This window comes from Streptomyces sp. NBC_00249, assembly GCF_026342355.1.
Classification (GTDB): Bacteria; Actinomycetota; Actinomycetes; order Streptomycetales; family Streptomycetaceae; genus Streptomyces.
This window is the reverse complement of the sequence record NZ_JAPEMV010000011.1, coordinates 1-14,311: the sequence shown is the minus strand read 5'-3', so window position 1 is coordinate 14,311 and position 14,311 is coordinate 1. Positions and strand designations below refer to the sequence as shown.

Genomic DNA, 14,311 nt, shown 5'->3' with positions numbered 1-14,311 from the left:
CACGCCAGGTCCGCCGAAGTCGTATACCTGACCCTCAGTTAGTGTGATCGGCGGAACTGCTTGCCGGGGGAGGGGATCATGGACGGAATGCGCGCAGTCCAGCCACGGCGCATGGTGGGGCCGATCACTGCACATGGGGACAACGCCCGTGGCCCGGGGGCCACTCTGTGAGCGACCGGCCGACAGAGCAGCCCCCCGTACCGGAATCACCGGCGGCACCCGAAGCCACGGATGCCCCGGAGCCCACTGCGCCCGACGACTCGTCGGCGCCTGCGCCCGCAGACGCCCCGGTGGAGCCAGCGGACCGGTCGACCACCCTGGAGCCCGTCGAGGCTGGGACGCGGGAGAGCGACTCGGCGATAGCGCCCTCCCCGGAAGGACCCGATGCGCCGGTCGACGCCACTGCGGACCCGGACGAGGCCCCCACGCCGTACGACGCGGACTCCGATTCCCCGTCCACTCCGGAAGAGCCTGGGGAGTACTCCGACAACGCGGATCAGGAAGTACCGTCGGACCCGGACGAGGCCCCGTATCCCCCCGAAGGGCTGGAGTCAGAAGCCGACGGCGACTCGGCGGCGGCACCGGCCCACGACGCGGGCGAGGCACCCGACCCCACGCCGGCGGCGGACGACACCCCGGAAGCACCCGAACCGGAAGCGGACACCGACAGCGCTCCGGCAGCCGACGACTACGACGAGGCACCGGACCCCGCTCGCCTCCATGACGCTCCGTACACACCCGCCGAGCAGTCCTTCGACGCTGTGCCCGACCCGGACGAAGCCCCCACACCGTACGACGCCGCTCCCCACCCTGCGGCCACTCCGGAAGAGCCCCAAGATCACCCCGGCACCACCGAGCCCCTCGAACCTTCCCTCTCGGAGGAAGAGCCTCCGCACCCGGACGAAGCCCCGGATCGCCCCGAGCCACTGGAGCCGGATGCTGACGGCGACTCGGCGGCAGCAACCTCCCCGGAGGCGGACGAGGCACCCGACCCCACGCCTGCAGCGGACAGAGCTCCAGAGGACCCCGGGCCGGTACCGGACGCCCCTGCAACGCCTCCGACCGACGACCATGACGAGCCGCCCGGTCCCCCGGCCTCGTCGGGCGAGGCGTCGGAGGTCCATGCGGAGCTGTCCGAACCCGCCGACCCGGATTCCGAATCCGTCCCCGACGCGAGCGAGCCCCGTGCGTCGCACGCCGACACGAAGAATGACGTGGACGCCGGCACAGACGCCGATATGTATGCCGAGGTGTCCCCCATAGCAGAGGCCGAGCCTGCGGGGATGGTCACCCGCGGCGAGCTCGGCGAGGACGCTACCGAGTGGCCGGACGAGCCACAGGAATCAGGAGGGCTTGACACCGAGGAGTACGCGGATCAATCCGGAGTACCGGAGGATCCGGAAGAGCGCCATACTCCCGGGGCCTTTGTTGAGGCCTCCCCGGGGGCGGTGTTGGAGACGCTCACCGACTCGGCTGAGGACGAGAACAGGGACGAGACGAGGAACGAGGCTCCGGACGCGGCCGAAGATGGCCACGCCGCCGAGCGTGCCTCCATACGGGACACCTACTCGAAGGTGCGCGACGCCGTGCTCGGCCCCCGCGAGCCGGCGGAAGGTTCCGTCGACGCGTACGCCTTGGTAGACCGGCCTGCGTTCAACGCCATGGATCTCCCGGAATACGGTGTGCGCCTTTTCCAGTACGGTACGCCCCTCGACCGCCCCGACGGCCGGCGCGTCCCCCTGTTCGACGGACCGCCCAGGCGCGAGCAGACAGAGCAAGGAGCCCTTGGGGACTGCGGGGTGATCGCCACCATGGGGGCCGTTGCCGGGCATCTTCCGGAAGCTATCTCGAAGTGCATAAAGGAAAATGGCGACGGCACTTACGAAGTGACTTTTCATCAAGTGAAGAAGGACTTCAATGGTGACTGGACTCCCTTTGAACCAACGGGTGCGGTCACTGTTCTCACTGTCGCGCCGGATTTGGTCGTACCGTACAACAAGACGGACACGCCAGCTTATGCACAGTTGGCCGGAGGTGTCGCCTGGTCCGCGATCCTGGAGAAGGCTTTTGCGGGTGTCGACCAAACATGGGAGGAAGGCCGTCTCAAGCGTACGTCGGGCTACCAACGGCTTGATCTCGGCACAGGGCCGCGTCACCGTGCCGAGATGCTGACCCAGCTCACTGGCCGACCAGCGTATACCGAGGACTTTCCCACGGAGTTCGACAGGAACGGCATGAGCGCGAACCGGCAGCTCCTTGGCTCCTTCCGGGAGAAGCTGGAGGCAGGCTGCCCGATACTGATCGCGACACGAAAGAATGAAAAAAGCAAACCGCCGCTTCCTGACGACCTTGTGGAGGGTCATGTTTATGAGGTGACCCGTGTGGATGGCCAGGGAAAAATCTACCTGCGTAATCCGCACAACCTTAATCACCCCGAGGAACCGCTTACGGCCGATCAACTCAGAGACAGTTTCGCGCACCGCTTCACTACGATGGGATAACAACATGATCAACGAAATCAGGCTGAGGCCCCGCAGGACCGGGGGGTCTGACAATGCCCGGTTCGCCGTGATCCACCTCTACGATCCGCCCGGTGAACCGCTCACCGTCCGGCTCGTGGTCGCGGCCGACGGGGAGCAGAAGTACACGCTGGGCGTCGGGGACACCTTCCCTGTGCGCGAGGAGACCTGGAGTCTTGACCGCGTGGAGAACCTGGAGAGTGAGGACTGGGTCGTGATTCTGCGCAAGGTCAGTTGAGGCCCGCGGACCATGGTGCTGTTGTGAGGTGCCCAAGGCTGGAGTACTAGTACTCCAGCCGTAGTTCGTGATCTCGATCGTGAGGGGCGCCGAGGAGGCAGCTGGCAGCGTCGATCATCTGGACGAGACCGACCACGCCGTCGCGGGCGTCCGTTCCTTCTCCGCCTACCCGAGTCCACCGAGGCGGAGGGCGTTCCTTATCTCGCTGAGTTTCGCGGTCGTCGCCGGGGTCCACTCCTTCGCCTGCTCACCGAGACGGAGGTCGTTCTCAATCTCGCTGAGTTTCGCGGAGGACAGAACGCCCGCTCGCTCGGTCAGGTCGTCCCGGGACACGGTGGTTAGCCACGTGCAAGGGGTAAAGCCCGAAGGCGGCAACGCGAACCGCAGCACGCCTTCAAAGGGCAGTCCTTCCACGGCGCCTACTGCCACTTCGACGCCCAGACCGGTGATGTCGACACCCGCCCGAGCGACGACCTGCATCACCCGGATCCCGGACGCGTCGTCTCCCGACAGCAGCACGACCGGCCGCCGCTCGTCTGTGCGTTCTCGTTCATGTTGTGGTGTGGCCGTTGACGGGCTGTCTCTTTGACCTGTGATGCTGCGGGTCTATGAGGCGGTCGGTGATGGGTTGTTTCCGGTGTCGGAGGGGTCTTGACCTGTAGTGCCGCATGTTGAATGAGAGTCCCGCAGATGTATTGAGAATTGCAGTGGGCGTTTGGGGCTGTCTGCGGGCGAGCGGGAAGCGGTGTGTCTGGTAGTCCGTGCCGGGCCGGTTGCTCTGACTTCAGGTTTGTTGTGCCTGGGGGAGGTCGAGGTAGCGGGCGGCGTCGTGGAGGATTTCGGGGGTGAGTGCTTCTGTGCCGTCGAGGATGGCGAGTTGGGCGGCCATGCCGATCAGTGGGGTGAGGTGTTCCATGAGCCCGTCGGTGATCTGGTAGAGCTTCTTCTGGTGGTCCAGGAGGCTGTCCGGTTTGTGATGGCGTAGCCGGAGTCTGCCGTCGAGGGTGGCCAGGGTGCTGACCCATTCGTCGGGGTGTTCCTTGCAGCGGGGTGGGAGCCGGTTGACCCAGAGGGTGGGGACCGAGCGTGGCCGGATCGGCGTGGTGGATTCTGTGGTGCGGCGCAGTGTGGGGAAGCGTGCGGCGCGGGCTTCGCGGAGGATGTCGCTGGAGCCGATACCGCTCCAGAAGACGGTCAGGCCCAGCTCGTCGGCGAGGTAGTCGAAGAAGTCGAACGTCGGCTGCAGGTCCTCGGGCCGCAGCCGGTCGATCCCGTCAACGAGACACACCTCCGTACGGGCATGGCACATCACGTGGACGGCGGGTCCGGTGAGGTCCTTCATCCGCTGTACTGGCCGTTGCTCGGTGTCGGGGCGGTAGAGGTCCCAGCCGATGAATACGGCCAGGGCCGCGGACCAGTCGGCGGGTGAGCTCTGTTCCGGAGGGGCGTTGACGCACACCACCGGGATGCGGCTGTCGTCGATGCCGTGGAGCTTCTCGCGGCGTCCCTGGTGCGCCAGCCCGATGTGGTGCAGCAGGGTGCGTTTGCCGGTGCCGCGGCAGTCGCTGTCGATGGCGACGTGGGGGCAGGGGTGGCGGCGTTCGCCGTTGAGACGCAGCAGGCGTCGTGCGGTTTTCAGGCCTGTGGCGATGTCGGTGGTTTCGACGAGGCCGAGCTGAGCGTGGTAGCGCACGAGTGGGTCGTCCTCGTCGACGGGCGTGGAGCCGTCGGCCGGCGGGATCGGGGGAGGAAGGGGCTGGTGGCGCACGCGTGCGCGCCAGCCGTGCAGGGTGGTCGGCGGTCCGGGAGAAAAGATCGGTGCCGGCGTGAGAGGTGGGGCGCTTCGGGCGTCGCGTACGTCGCGGCCCGCGATCCGTGGGTGACGCTGCCCACTGCCGTGAAGGGACCGGCCCCTTGAGCGTGCCCGGGCATTTGGGTCGCTGCCGGCTTCCGTTCCCGGTGGAAGGGCAGGGGTTCTGAGGGTGCGTTCGTGGGGCCGAGGCGGGTGTCCCGAGCCGCTGACCGCGGGGGCTATAGAGGTGTGGTCACGTGGGGTCCGTTGAATGGGGGCTGGGTGACGGGGAAGAGGGGGAGGCGTGCGTAAGGTCGGCACGGGGCCGTCGGCGCCATGGCCGTCGTGGTGACCTGTTGGAGGAACACGTGGAAAAGGCTGAGCCCCAGCGGCGGTCGCACTCTGATGCGAGGGGCCCTGGCCCTGCAGGCGTGGAGGGTCTGCGCGAGCGCGGGTTCGCCCGCTACGGCGCTGAGCAACTCGGTATCGACCTGGCCGGCTCCACTGCGAGGGACTTGGCCCGGATCCGGGAGGTCTTCGCGGCTCTGCCGCCTGACCCGTACGTTCCGGGAACGAACCGGTTCCGCCGCTACTCGCATGCCGTGTACCTGCCGTGGAAGGACGAACTGTCCTGGATTCCCGGAACCCCCGACCCCGTACACGGTACGGTCACCAATTTTTCCCAGGGCGAAGACGACCCTGAGCACCCGCGAAAGCGTCGGGTGCTCCCCGGCATCCCCGAGGCGCTGCGCGGCAACGCCCTGCTGCTGCGGCTCCTGCGCTGGGACATTGAGCAGGTCCTGTCCGTGAAGGACCTGAGGAGGCAGCCGCTGTGGGCTGGGGTCCACCTGATCAGGCTCGGCGTCAACAGTCCAGGTCAGGACGCTGTTTCTTCCCCGAACTGCCTGCACCAGGACGGTGGTTCGGCCAGCACGTTCACTTTCGCCCACCTGATCAGCCGTACCAACGTCACGGGTGGGCAGAACGTCATCGCCACGCCGGGCAGTGCGGGCCTGCAGCCCGAGGACCCGTGGGCGGACATCCACACCAGTTTCACCCTCACCGACCCGCTGGACGGCTATGCCGTCCACGACCACAGGGTCAGCCACTATGTCGGGCCGGTTCGCACGGGCTCCGAGCCGGGGCCGGGCGGACGGTCCATCCTTATCGTCGGTCTCGCCCCGTACGTGCCCCAGCTGTGACACCGGCACCGCCCGAGCCCGCCGAACACACCTGTTTTCCACGGGGCCACAGGACGCAGGCGTGACGCAGCCGCTGGATGGTGCGGCAGGCCGTGGCCGGGGAGATCCCGAAGAGCGGGGCGAGCTGCCGCGATCACCGGGCGGGCATGAGCTGAGGAAACCGCCAAGGCCGGCTGCCGCCCGAGGCGCGACTCGACGGCCCACCTCAGGACTGGCCCCAGCAGGCAAAACAGCCGGCCGGTCCAGCCCTGAGAACCGGCCATTTTCCCCAGAACAGGTGGTGCGTCACCCCGCGCGGGCTGGGCACGACCTCTAGGTGGAACCGGTCGAGCAGCTCATCGGGTGACTCCCCGGGCCGTACTCCGGACCCGAGCTTCACCGGTAAAGACCGCCACGTGCATGGTGTCGACGAGGTCGGTGTCAAGAGATTCCCGGATGGTGGTGGCCCCGCCGCCGAGTCGGACGTCCTTGCCCTGTGCCGATTCCCGTGCCAGTTCGAGGACCGCGGCCGGGTCTTGATCCGGCGGGCCGGGCGGTCCTGCGGCACTGGGGCCCACCGGCCGCGGCCCGGCCGGCCTCAGGAGGAGGGCGGGTAGGAGGCCGCCTTCAGGCGGCGGGCGAGGTGGGCGGTGTTGGCGGCGAGGGTCTTCGTGGTGGCCGCTGTCTTCTCGGGGGTCTTGTCCAGGTCCCGGTAGTCGGTACGGTGCATGGCTTCGCCGACCCAGTAGGTGACGGCGTTGGGGGCGAGGGAGAAGCCGACGTCGTTCAGGCCTTGGAAGAGGTCGGCGCTGACCTTGTGCGCGCCGTCCTCGTTGCCGACGACGCAGATGCCGGCGACCTTGCCGTAGGTGAGCATGCGGCCTTCGTCGTCGGTTTCGGAGAGTTCGGCGTCGAGGCGCTCCAGGACGCGCTGGCAGATGCTGGACGGGTGGCCGAGCCAGATCGGTGTGGACAGGATGAGGATGTCGGTGCCCAGGACCGTGTCGCGGATCTCCGGCCAGGTGTCTCCGTCACCCATGTCGGTCTTCACGCCGGTCTTCACGTCGTGGTCGGCGATCCGGATGGTCTTGCCCGTGACGCCGTGCTCGGAAAGTGCGGCCATCGTCTGCTCCGCCAGCAGCTGGGAGCTGGACGGGGAAGGGGAGGGGGAGAGCGTGCAGACCAGCGCTACGGCGCGGAGCGGGGTGTTCTCATGGGTGTCCATGACGTCCGGCTACCCCCGGACCGGGCACGCATCCCCCGTCCTTCCCGGCGTCCCGCGCCGCCGGACGGGCGCACGCCTCCGACTCCGCTGTCATATCCGATGCGCAGGCGTGGACGGCCCGGATCGGGGCACACGGATGGTCGGAGGTGGACAGGGAACCGTACCCCTGAAGGGTGGGAGGAGTCCCCATGAAAGCCCTGACCTGGCACGGCAAGCGGGACGTACGCGTCGACACCGTTCCCGACCCCGTGATCGAAGACCCCACTGACGTAATCGTGAAGATCACTACGACCGGGTTGTGCGGCTCCGACCTGCATCTCTACGAGCTCTTCGGGCCCTTCCTCGACGTCGGCGACATCCTGGGCCACGAACCGATGGGCATCGTGGTGGAAGCCGGCCCCGAGGTCACGCGCGTGCGTCCCGGCGACCGGGTCGTGGTGCCGTTCAACGTCTCCTGCGGCAGCTGCCACATGTGCCGGCAAGGGCTGCACTCGCAGTGCGAGTCCCCTTCGGCAACACGCTGCCCATCCCCGTCGCGGCCGGCGGATCCGACGACCGCTTCGTCTACCTCTCCGACGTCCTGCCCACCGCCTCGCAGGCCGTCGAGTACGCCGCGATTCCGCCCGGCGGCACCGTGGCCGTCCTCGGCCTCGGTCCCATCGGCGACATGGCGGCCCGTATGGCCGCCCACCGGGGTGCGGGCCGGGTCATCGGCATCGACCTCGTACCCGAACGACTCCGGCGCGCCGCCGCACACGGCGTCCACATGCCCCTGCTGACCATGTTCGACAAGCAGATCCAGCTCCGCACGGGCCAGGCCACCGTCTGGCGCTGGGTCGACGAGATCCTGCCGCTCCTCAACGACGCCGACCCGCTCGGCATGGAAGCCTTGGCCAGCCATCACCTGCCGCTGTCCGAGGCTCCGTACGCGTACGACATGTTCCAGCAGAAGGACGACGACGGAGCGGTCAAGGTCCTTTTCAACCCCTGAGGACGGATGGGGCGGCCCCGCAGTGAGGGCATCGGCGACGGGTAGACGCCCGGTGCCCCCGGCTCGTCACCCGGGCACCGCCTTCCGCGAGCCCGTCGGGCCGAAGGCCGGCACAGAACCGAGGTGACAGAGCCATGACCGAATTCTCACGGCCGGACCCAGCGCGCGACCCTGACCGAGGTGTGGAGGGCGGCGTACGACCCGGTGAGACACCGCCCGGCGAGTCGAGCACAGGGTCCGGGGCCGGTCCCTACCGACCGCTCACCCGCGGCTGGGCCAAGAGGCCGCTCGTACTGATCTGCCTGCTGGCTTTCCTCGTCGCTCTGTTCTTCCTCGCCTACGCCGTCATTCTCAACCTTTGAACCGAGGACAGGAGATCATCATGCGCGGTAAGGACCACAGCCGTAAGCCCACCCCTCCGTCGCAGGCACCCGGCGAGAGCGGCGACCCGGAAGCCCGGAAAGAAGCCGAGGAGGCCGTGCTTCCCCGTACGGGGGACGGAGAGGCCGGGGACGCGTTGACGCCGAACAGCGAGGCGCAGCGCCGCGCGGCCGCGAAGGCCGGGAGGGGGAACGGGAAGGCCGGCGGACGTTCGGCCTGAACGGCTGACGAGACGGGAGCTACGGGGATTCGGCATCCTCGTCGTGACAAGGGGGTTCGTCTTCCAAGGCCCGTCCGACACGATCGGGGTCGGCCGGCGGTGAGGTGGAGCCCGTTCCGGTTCGGGAGGCGACCCCGGGTGGACGCCCGTGTTCGTCGACCATCGCCCCCTCGTCAGGCAGCAGCCGGGGACGTGGTTCTCGGCCGCGCGGTGCTTCCTCCTCGCGGTGATCTCCGGTCCTTGACATGATCGTCTCCCTCGCTTCGATGCTGTGGAGCCGACCACGTCAGCCGGGGAGGGAGGGGAGGACCTTGTCGCGGTAGGCGGCGAAGAATCCTTCCTGTCCCTGGCCGATCTGCCCGACGTACACCTCGTCGAATCCGGCCGCCACGTACGCGCGAATGGCCTCGGTGTGCTCTTGGACGTCCGGGCCGCACGGTACGGATTCGGACACCTGCTGCCGGGTGACGAGTTCGGTCGCCTGCTCGAAGTGGGCAGGTGTGGGAAGGATCTGGTTCAGCTCGCCGGGCAGGTGCTCGGTCGGCCACATGCGGTGCGCCGTGTCGACGGCGGCTTCCCGGTCCTGGTTCCAGCAGACCTTCAGTCCTCCGACGACGCGTTTGCCGGTGCCACCCGCCTCCCGGAACGAGCCGACCGCGTCCTCGTCCGGGCCCATGGTGACGAACCCGTCTCCGATGCGGCCGGCGAGCCCGGCCGCTTTGGGGCCGAAGCCCGAGACCAGAATGGGCACCGGCCCCGGCGGAGCGGTGTAGAGGCGGGCGTTGTCGACCGTGTAGTGCTTCCCGCGGTGGGTGGTCTGGCTGCCGGTGAACAGCTTCCGCATCACTTCGACCGCCTCTTCCAGCATGTCCGCCCGTTCGTCGAACGCGGGCCACCGGTCGCCGAGAACATGCTCGTTGAGGGCCTCACCGGTGCCCACGCCGAGCGCGAACCGGCCTCCCAGCAGCACGCTGGAGGTGGCCGCAGCCTGGGCGGTCACCGCCGGGTGCAGGCGTACGGTGGGGCAGGTGACGAGTGTGGTGACGGGCAGGTCCACGGTCTGGGAGAGGGCGCCGATCATCGACCACACGAAGGGGCTGTTGCCCTGGACGTCGGTCCATGGGTGGTAGTGGTCGGAGATGGCGAGGCGGGTGAAACCCGCGTCCGCCGCGAGGCGTGCCTGTCTCAGCAGCTGCGCCGGGGTGAATTCCTCGCAGGACAAGAAGTAGCCGAAGGACGTCATGCGCTCGTTCCCTTCCGTTCCGCCTGGGTCCGTCGCCCCCTGGTCCGTCTACCCGGGTCCGCCGCCCCGACACCCGGCGGCCGTTCCGGCCCGTTCAGGCCACCCGGTGGCGCCGGGCCGCCTCCTCGCGCAGGGCGAGGCCCAGGCCCGGTGCTCCGGACGCTCCGGGCCTGAGTGTTCCCCCGGTGGCGTCCGACGTGCCGTCGAAGAACATCCGTTCGATCCGTATGTGGTCGTGGAACCATTCGAGATGGCGGAGGTCGGGGACGGCCGCTGCCGCGTGGGCATGCAGGTGCGGGGCGCAGTGTCCTGAGATGTCGAGCCCGGCGGCTTCCGCCAGGGCCGCCGTGCGCAGCCACACCGTGATTCAGCCGCAGCGGGTCGCGTCGGTAGCCGTATTCACCCGCTGCCACGTCCGCCGTGACCGCCGACCGGATCCGGGCCAGGCCGGTCAGATCGTCGGAGGAGACCGGTTCTTCGAACCACGTCACCCCTTGGTCCTCCAGGCGTCGGCCGACACGGACAGCCTGCTTGCGGGTGTAGGCCCCGTTGGCATCGACGTACAGTTCGTCGCCGTCGCCGTCGCCGTCGCCGTCGCCGTCGGTCCGCCGGGCTCGCGCCACGCGCTCACGGTCGCGTACTTCCTCCGTGCCCCACGACTCCCCGTTCGCGGCGGGGACGTCCCACGCGCAGCGGCCGGTCACCACCGGGGCCAGCTCCCGCCGGATGACCTCGGCGGTCGCGGTCCGGTCCGAGGCGGACGGCGTCTGTGTGATCGTGTGTTCCGGGGAGTTCGACCTGCACACCTCCAGCGTGCTGGCGGTGGCATGCGAACGGGAAGCGGCCCCGGGCGGGTTGCTCGTGCTCGATGTCGCGCAGGTGGCGTTCGCGGACTCGGCGTTCCTCACCACCCTCCTGTGGGTGCGCGACTCCCGCCGGCTGGTGCTGGCGGGCCCGCTGCCGAGTCAGCTGCGCAGGCTGCTGGAGATGACCAAGGTGCTGGACTTGTTCGAGATCCGCGACAACACCGGTCAGAGCGACTCACAGCACTTGCGCGAGCGGTTGGCGCCGGCGTGGTGAGCGAGGGCCGTGGACAGCCTCCAGGCGGGCTCGCCGAGTGGGCGGCGCAGAGCGGCAGCGGCGTACCGACGTCGAGGCCCGGCTGACGGGTGAGGCGCGGGGCGGGAAGGACTCGCAGGTCCGGCGGGCGGTGGCCGGGTAGGAGCGCCCCCGCCGATTGTCGTGGCCGGCGCTCGTGCGGGCACGGCGGATTCGATCGTCAAGCGACTGCGCGCGGCCGGTCGGACGGTCCCGCTGCGCCCTGAGGGTCCCGCCAGGTCTCCGAGTACCGTCCCCTGCCGCCACCGGAGACCCCTCAGTGGTGCGGGGCAGCGCTCAGCGGCGGGAGGTTCGCGGCCACGCGGGTGACCTCCGCACGACCCATGGCCCCGTCCCGCCGCGCCAGAGACCCGCCCGCGCGAGGATGCACGGGCCCGTTCCCGGATTCTTCGTGGCTGGAGTCTTTCAGTGCTCGAACGCAAGCAGCTCAAGGGCCGTACCCAGGTCACTTTCATCCTCCCCGAGGACACTCCGGACGGGCCGGTCAGCGTCGTCGGAGACTTCAACCACTGGAACCCGGCCGCCCACCCGCTGGAGCCCCGCGGCGACGGTACTCGCGCCGCGACCGTCGCCCTCCCGGCCCACAGCGCGCACTCGTTCCGCTACCTCGCGGCCGGCGACTACTGGTTCGACGACGAACACGCCGACAACCATGACGGCACCAACAGCCGCCTCCACACCTGACCACTGCCCTGTCGGCATCGTTCTGACCTTGCCTGAAACGCCGAGGTACAGCAGAAGGGCCCGGATCCTTGAGGATCCGGGCCCTTCTGGTGAGTAGCGGGGACAGGATTTGAACCTGCGACCTCTGGATTATGAGCCCAGCGAGCTACCGAACTGCTCCACCCCGCGTCGGTAAACCCCACTCTACGCAACTTCAGGCTGCCCGTCGACCAGCTTTGCCCTGCTCAGACACCACGTCCGTGACGTCGGTGGGGCGAAGCAGAGGATGACCCGCACACGACCTGAACGGTTCCGGATGGCCCCAAACTGAGGCCGACCCACACCTCGCGCACGCCTGCGCAGCCACGGCCGGGGCATTCTCGGAACATGACGGAAAACGAGATCAAGCTCAAGGCCATCGGCGCTCTGACCGCTCTGCGTGGCGGCGTCGAGGAGAGCTTCGTCTCGGATCTGCTGGGTGAGGTGATTCCCGGGCAGTTCATCGTCCCGGCCGAGGCCGGCCCCGAAGAAGCCGGCCTGGCCGTGCTGAGTCAGCTGTCCGAGCCGCTGAGCGCACTGGTCAACGGATTCATCACCGCCTTCGAGGCCGTCGCGGATGCCTACGACGAGACCGGCGCCGAGCCGCACACCGACGGCATCCTCCAGGACCTGGCGCTGCGCCTGGCCCGCGACAATTTCGGCTGACGGACGCCGAGCGGTCCCGGTCTCCGCGTCCCGGGCCTCAGCTCTCGGGCGCCGCCGTGGCCGGGAGGCTGTCGGGCGGCTCGGTGACGGAAACCTGAGCCGGGCGCAGCAGCCGCGTCCCCACCCGGTAGCCGGGCCGCAGGACAGCTCCGCAGACCGGAACCTCGACCTCGTCCCAGACCTGGTGGTCAACGGCTTCGTGGCGGAGCGGGTCGAAGGGTTCGCCCGGAGCGCCCACACGCTCCAGCCCGAGGTCCGAGAGCCGGTCTTCCAGCGTGTCGACCGCAACCCGCAGCTCTCCGGCGACCTCGCCGAGCCCGCGGGCCCTGTCGATGCCGTCGAGAACGGGCAGGAGGCTGTCGAGGATCTTGGCGGTGTGGATTTCCCTCAGGGCCGCCCGATCGTGCTGCACGCGCTCGCGGTAGTTCTCGTACGCCGCTTCCACCCGCTGCAGCTCGGCGGTGCGGTCGGCGAGCTCGGCCTCCAGGGTGCTGGCCCGGTCCACCGTCCCGAGGACGTGTTCGCCCCCTTCCCGCTCCGGCCCGATCTGGTCGGGTTCTCTCAGCTGGAGGGTCTCCGGGTCGATCCGGCGCCTGTCGTGGATGACCAGCGAGGGGTGCGGTTCGCTGGGTCCGTATGTGTTCGGCCGATTCATGCTCTCCTCCCTTCACCCGGCGGACTGGGTCCGCTGCCTTGAAGTGGACCAGCCAGCGTGGCCGCAGCTGGGGCCTGGGGGCGGCTGCCTCGACGGGACCGCTGTTCAGGCGTGCCACGGCCTCACCCTGGTGCCGGAGGACGACCTGGTCCTGCACGAGAGTCCGCCAACAGCCGTGAAAGAAAGCAGAATTGACGCCTCGCCGGACCGTCCCTGGTACCGGCGGCGCCGTGCCATGGGCGGTATGGCTGTCTTCCTCGCCGTGGCTGTCGCCCTGCCCGTCGGGCTGCACCTGACGTCTGACGCGGACAAGCCGGAAGCCGCGGTGTTCGTCGGCCTGACGGCCGCTGCGCAGGTTGGTTGAGTAGCGCATAGTTTCACTGAGCGCCGACACGTGCCCCGCGTGCGGCGCCAGCTGTAGTACCTGTCCGCTCCAGAGTCTAGCTGTATCTGATTTTGAAGCATGCGGGTGTGGGAGGTGGCGGGAGTGGCCGGGGGCTCTGGACGTCTCCTCGTGGTGATGTGATGATCAGTTTCATGAGTGCTATCCGAAAGGCTTATGCCGCGTAGGCGGCCTGGCGCGCTGCGCGCGCAACGAGCGGTACCGCGACAGCTGTACGTAGGTGCCAGCCCTTGGTGGGACGAGCGGTTCTTGCAGCCCTGGCCCACTCGAATTGACGGTCTTTCTCCCCGGACGGTTTCCGCGATCCACCGCGAGGAGCGCCGGCGCCCGCACGACGAGGGACTGTGGCCCGGCGCAACCCGAGAGGCTCTCGATGCCTACCGCTGGTTCCTCGCCCTCCCTGGCAGGTACGTGTATCTGCGGTTGTCCATCTGTGGTTGTGAGGAACACGAGCTTCAGGACAACGTTGCGGTGGCACGGGATCTGCTTGAGGTGATTGTGCATAGGCTTCCTCCACGTCCGCGCCGGGAGCTGGAGGCACTGCTGGCACAACTGGATGACGAACTGTGGCGCAGGACCCTCCCTGACCCGTTCGCCTACCTACAAGCGCATCGCAGGGGAGGCTGGTGGCACTGGCGTCTTTATCACGAGACCTACCACCTATGACACCACCGCACCCCAACACCTTAGCCAGCCTGACCCGCGTCAGCAGGCCGAAGGTTTTGGAGGCGCAGCCGGAAAGCCCGGGCAGGGGGGCGAAGCGGACCTGCCCGTCAAGGGTGCGAAGCGCCCGCAGACCCAACGCGCCGAAGGCGCCGACCGAGTGAAACGAGGTCGGCTCCGGTGAAGCGAAGCGGAACCGGAGCAGTCCGAAGCGAAGCGAAGGACACCGGCCCGAAGGCGGCCCCGAGCCCGCGGAGCCGCTCCGCCGAGCGCAGCGAGGCAGTTCCTTGCACAGCGCGCAGCGCTGTGGGAC

Annotated in this window: 13 protein-coding genes, 1 tRNA gene and 3 pseudogenes; 9 read left to right on the top strand and 8 right to left on the bottom strand. The window is 68.7% G+C overall.

What is annotated here, in order from left to right:
• Positions 1-290: 290 nt before the first annotated feature.
• Positions 291-2,501 carry a C2 family cysteine protease gene (locus OOK31_RS35695; RefSeq protein WP_267091586.1) on the top strand — a complete coding sequence of 737 codons (2,211 nt, stop codon included), beginning with the start codon at positions 291-293 and terminating at the stop codon, positions 2,499-2,501.
• The gene (locus OOK31_RS35690) at positions 2,386-2,757 is read left to right on the top strand and encodes a DUF6406 domain-containing protein (protein WP_323188295.1); all 372 of its coding nucleotides are present in this window, start codon (positions 2,386-2,388) and stop codon (positions 2,755-2,757) included. Before OOK31_RS35695 ends, OOK31_RS35690 begins: the two co-directional genes overlap by 116 nt.
• Before the next feature lie 165 nt (positions 2,758-2,922).
• On the opposite strand, the gene OOK31_RS35685 is transcribed toward OOK31_RS35690, so the two are convergent.
• A complete protein-coding gene (locus tag OOK31_RS35685; RefSeq protein ID WP_267091844.1) occupies positions 2,923-3,237 on the bottom strand; it encodes a hypothetical protein in 315 nt (104 codons plus the stop codon).
• 304 nt (positions 3,238-3,541) lie between these two features.
• Entirely contained in the window at positions 3,542-4,450 is a 909-nt protein-coding gene (locus tag OOK31_RS35680) for a hypothetical protein (RefSeq protein WP_267091584.1), read from the bottom strand.
• 530 nt (positions 4,451-4,980) lie between these two features.
• On the opposite strand from OOK31_RS35680, the gene OOK31_RS35675 reads away from it, so the two are divergent.
• A complete protein-coding gene (locus OOK31_RS35675; RefSeq protein ID WP_267091583.1) occupies positions 4,981-5,751 on the top strand; it encodes a 2OG-Fe dioxygenase family protein in 771 nt (256 codons plus the stop codon).
• A gap of 205 nt (positions 5,752-5,956) precedes the next feature.
• On the opposite strand, the pseudogene OOK31_RS35670 reads toward OOK31_RS35675, so the two are convergent.
• Both OOK31_RS35670 and OOK31_RS35665 read right to left on the bottom strand, forming a co-directional pair.
• A pseudogene (locus tag OOK31_RS35670) lies at positions 5,957-6,272 on the bottom strand (dihydrofolate reductase family protein); the annotation flags it as partial.
• 56 nt (positions 6,273-6,328) lie between these two features.
• Positions 6,329-6,955: a flavodoxin family protein gene (locus OOK31_RS35665; protein WP_267091582.1), complete on the bottom strand. Its 627-nt coding sequence runs from the start codon at positions 6,953-6,955 to the stop codon at positions 6,329-6,331.
• A 188-nt stretch (positions 6,956-7,143) separates the two neighbouring features.
• On the opposite strand from OOK31_RS35665, the pseudogene OOK31_RS35660 reads away from it, so the two are divergent.
• The 3 genes and pseudogenes from OOK31_RS35660 (at position 7,144) to OOK31_RS35650 (ending at position 8,547) form a co-directional block, all read left to right on the top strand.
• Positions 7,144-7,946 (top strand): annotated as a pseudogene (locus OOK31_RS35660) (alcohol dehydrogenase catalytic domain-containing protein).
• Between the two features lie 134 nt (positions 7,947-8,080).
• Complete coding sequence (locus OOK31_RS35655; RefSeq protein WP_267091581.1) at positions 8,081-8,308, top strand: DUF6480 family protein; 228 nt, start codon at positions 8,081-8,083, stop codon at positions 8,306-8,308.
• Positions 8,309-8,328: 20 nt separating this feature from the next.
• On the top strand, positions 8,329-8,547 hold the full coding sequence (locus tag OOK31_RS35650; RefSeq protein WP_267091580.1) for a hypothetical protein: 219 nt from the start codon (positions 8,329-8,331) through the stop codon (positions 8,545-8,547).
• 286 nt (positions 8,548-8,833) lie between these two features.
• On the opposite strand, the gene OOK31_RS35645 is transcribed toward OOK31_RS35650, so the two are convergent.
• Both OOK31_RS35645 and OOK31_RS35640 read right to left on the bottom strand, forming a co-directional pair.
• A complete protein-coding gene (locus OOK31_RS35645) occupies positions 8,834-9,790 on the bottom strand; it encodes a TIGR03557 family F420-dependent LLM class oxidoreductase (RefSeq protein ID WP_267091579.1) in 957 nt (318 codons plus the stop codon).
• 94 nt (positions 9,791-9,884) lie between these two features.
• Positions 9,885-10,455 (bottom strand): annotated as a pseudogene (locus OOK31_RS35640) (enolase C-terminal domain-like protein); the annotation flags it as partial.
• A 61-nt stretch (positions 10,456-10,516) separates the two neighbouring features.
• On the opposite strand from OOK31_RS35640, the gene OOK31_RS35635 reads away from it, so the two are divergent.
• Both OOK31_RS35635 and OOK31_RS35630 read left to right on the top strand, forming a co-directional pair.
• Positions 10,517-10,870, top strand: a complete 354-nt coding sequence (locus tag OOK31_RS35635) for an STAS domain-containing protein (protein WP_267091578.1) — start codon at positions 10,517-10,519, stop codon at positions 10,868-10,870.
• 447 nt (positions 10,871-11,317) lie between these two features.
• On the top strand, positions 11,318-11,593 hold the full coding sequence (locus OOK31_RS35630; RefSeq protein WP_267091577.1) for an isoamylase early set domain-containing protein: 276 nt from the start codon (positions 11,318-11,320) through the stop codon (positions 11,591-11,593).
• 94 nt (positions 11,594-11,687) lie between these two features.
• On the opposite strand, the gene OOK31_RS35625 is transcribed toward OOK31_RS35630, so the two are convergent.
• A tRNA-Met gene (locus tag OOK31_RS35625) sits at positions 11,688-11,761 on the bottom strand.
• A gap of 198 nt (positions 11,762-11,959) precedes the next feature.
• Between OOK31_RS35625 and OOK31_RS35620 the strand changes: the two genes are divergently transcribed.
• Positions 11,960-12,277 (top strand): hypothetical protein, encoded by a 318-nt coding sequence (locus OOK31_RS35620; RefSeq protein ID WP_267091576.1) that lies wholly within the window; start codon positions 11,960-11,962, stop codon positions 12,275-12,277.
• A 37-nt stretch (positions 12,278-12,314) separates the two neighbouring features.
• Here the strand turns inward: OOK31_RS35620 and grpE are convergent, their stop codons facing one another.
• The gene (grpE, locus tag OOK31_RS35615; protein WP_267091575.1) at positions 12,315-12,932 is read right to left on the bottom strand and encodes a nucleotide exchange factor GrpE; all 618 of its coding nucleotides are present in this window, start codon (positions 12,930-12,932) and stop codon (positions 12,315-12,317) included.
• Positions 12,933-14,311: the final 1,379 nt, after the last annotated feature.

Coding starts and splice junctions, on each gene's coding strand:
- OOK31_RS35690 (WP_323188295.1), top strand. CDS start 2,386: ATGGCCAGGGAAAAATCTACCTGCGTAATCCGCACAACCTTAATCACC.
- OOK31_RS35685 (WP_267091844.1), bottom strand. CDS start 3,237: ATGCAGGTCGTCGCTCGGGCGGGTGTCGACATCACCGGTCTGGGCGTC.
- OOK31_RS35665 (WP_267091582.1), bottom strand. CDS start 6,955: ATGGACACCCATGAGAACACCCCGCTCCGCGCCGTAGCGCTGGTCTGC.
- OOK31_RS35655 (WP_267091581.1), top strand. CDS start 8,081: ATGACCGAATTCTCACGGCCGGACCCAGCGCGCGACCCTGACCGAGGT.
- OOK31_RS35650 (WP_267091580.1), top strand. CDS start 8,329: ATGCGCGGTAAGGACCACAGCCGTAAGCCCACCCCTCCGTCGCAGGCA.
- OOK31_RS35645 (WP_267091579.1), bottom strand. CDS start 9,790: ATGACGTCCTTCGGCTACTTCTTGTCCTGCGAGGAATTCACCCCGGCG.
- OOK31_RS35635 (WP_267091578.1), top strand. CDS start 10,517: ATGACCTCGGCGGTCGCGGTCCGGTCCGAGGCGGACGGCGTCTGTGTG.
- OOK31_RS35620 (WP_267091576.1), top strand. CDS start 11,960: ATGACGGAAAACGAGATCAAGCTCAAGGCCATCGGCGCTCTGACCGCT.
- grpE (WP_267091575.1), bottom strand. CDS start 12,932: ATGAATCGGCCGAACACATACGGACCCAGCGAACCGCACCCCTCGCTG.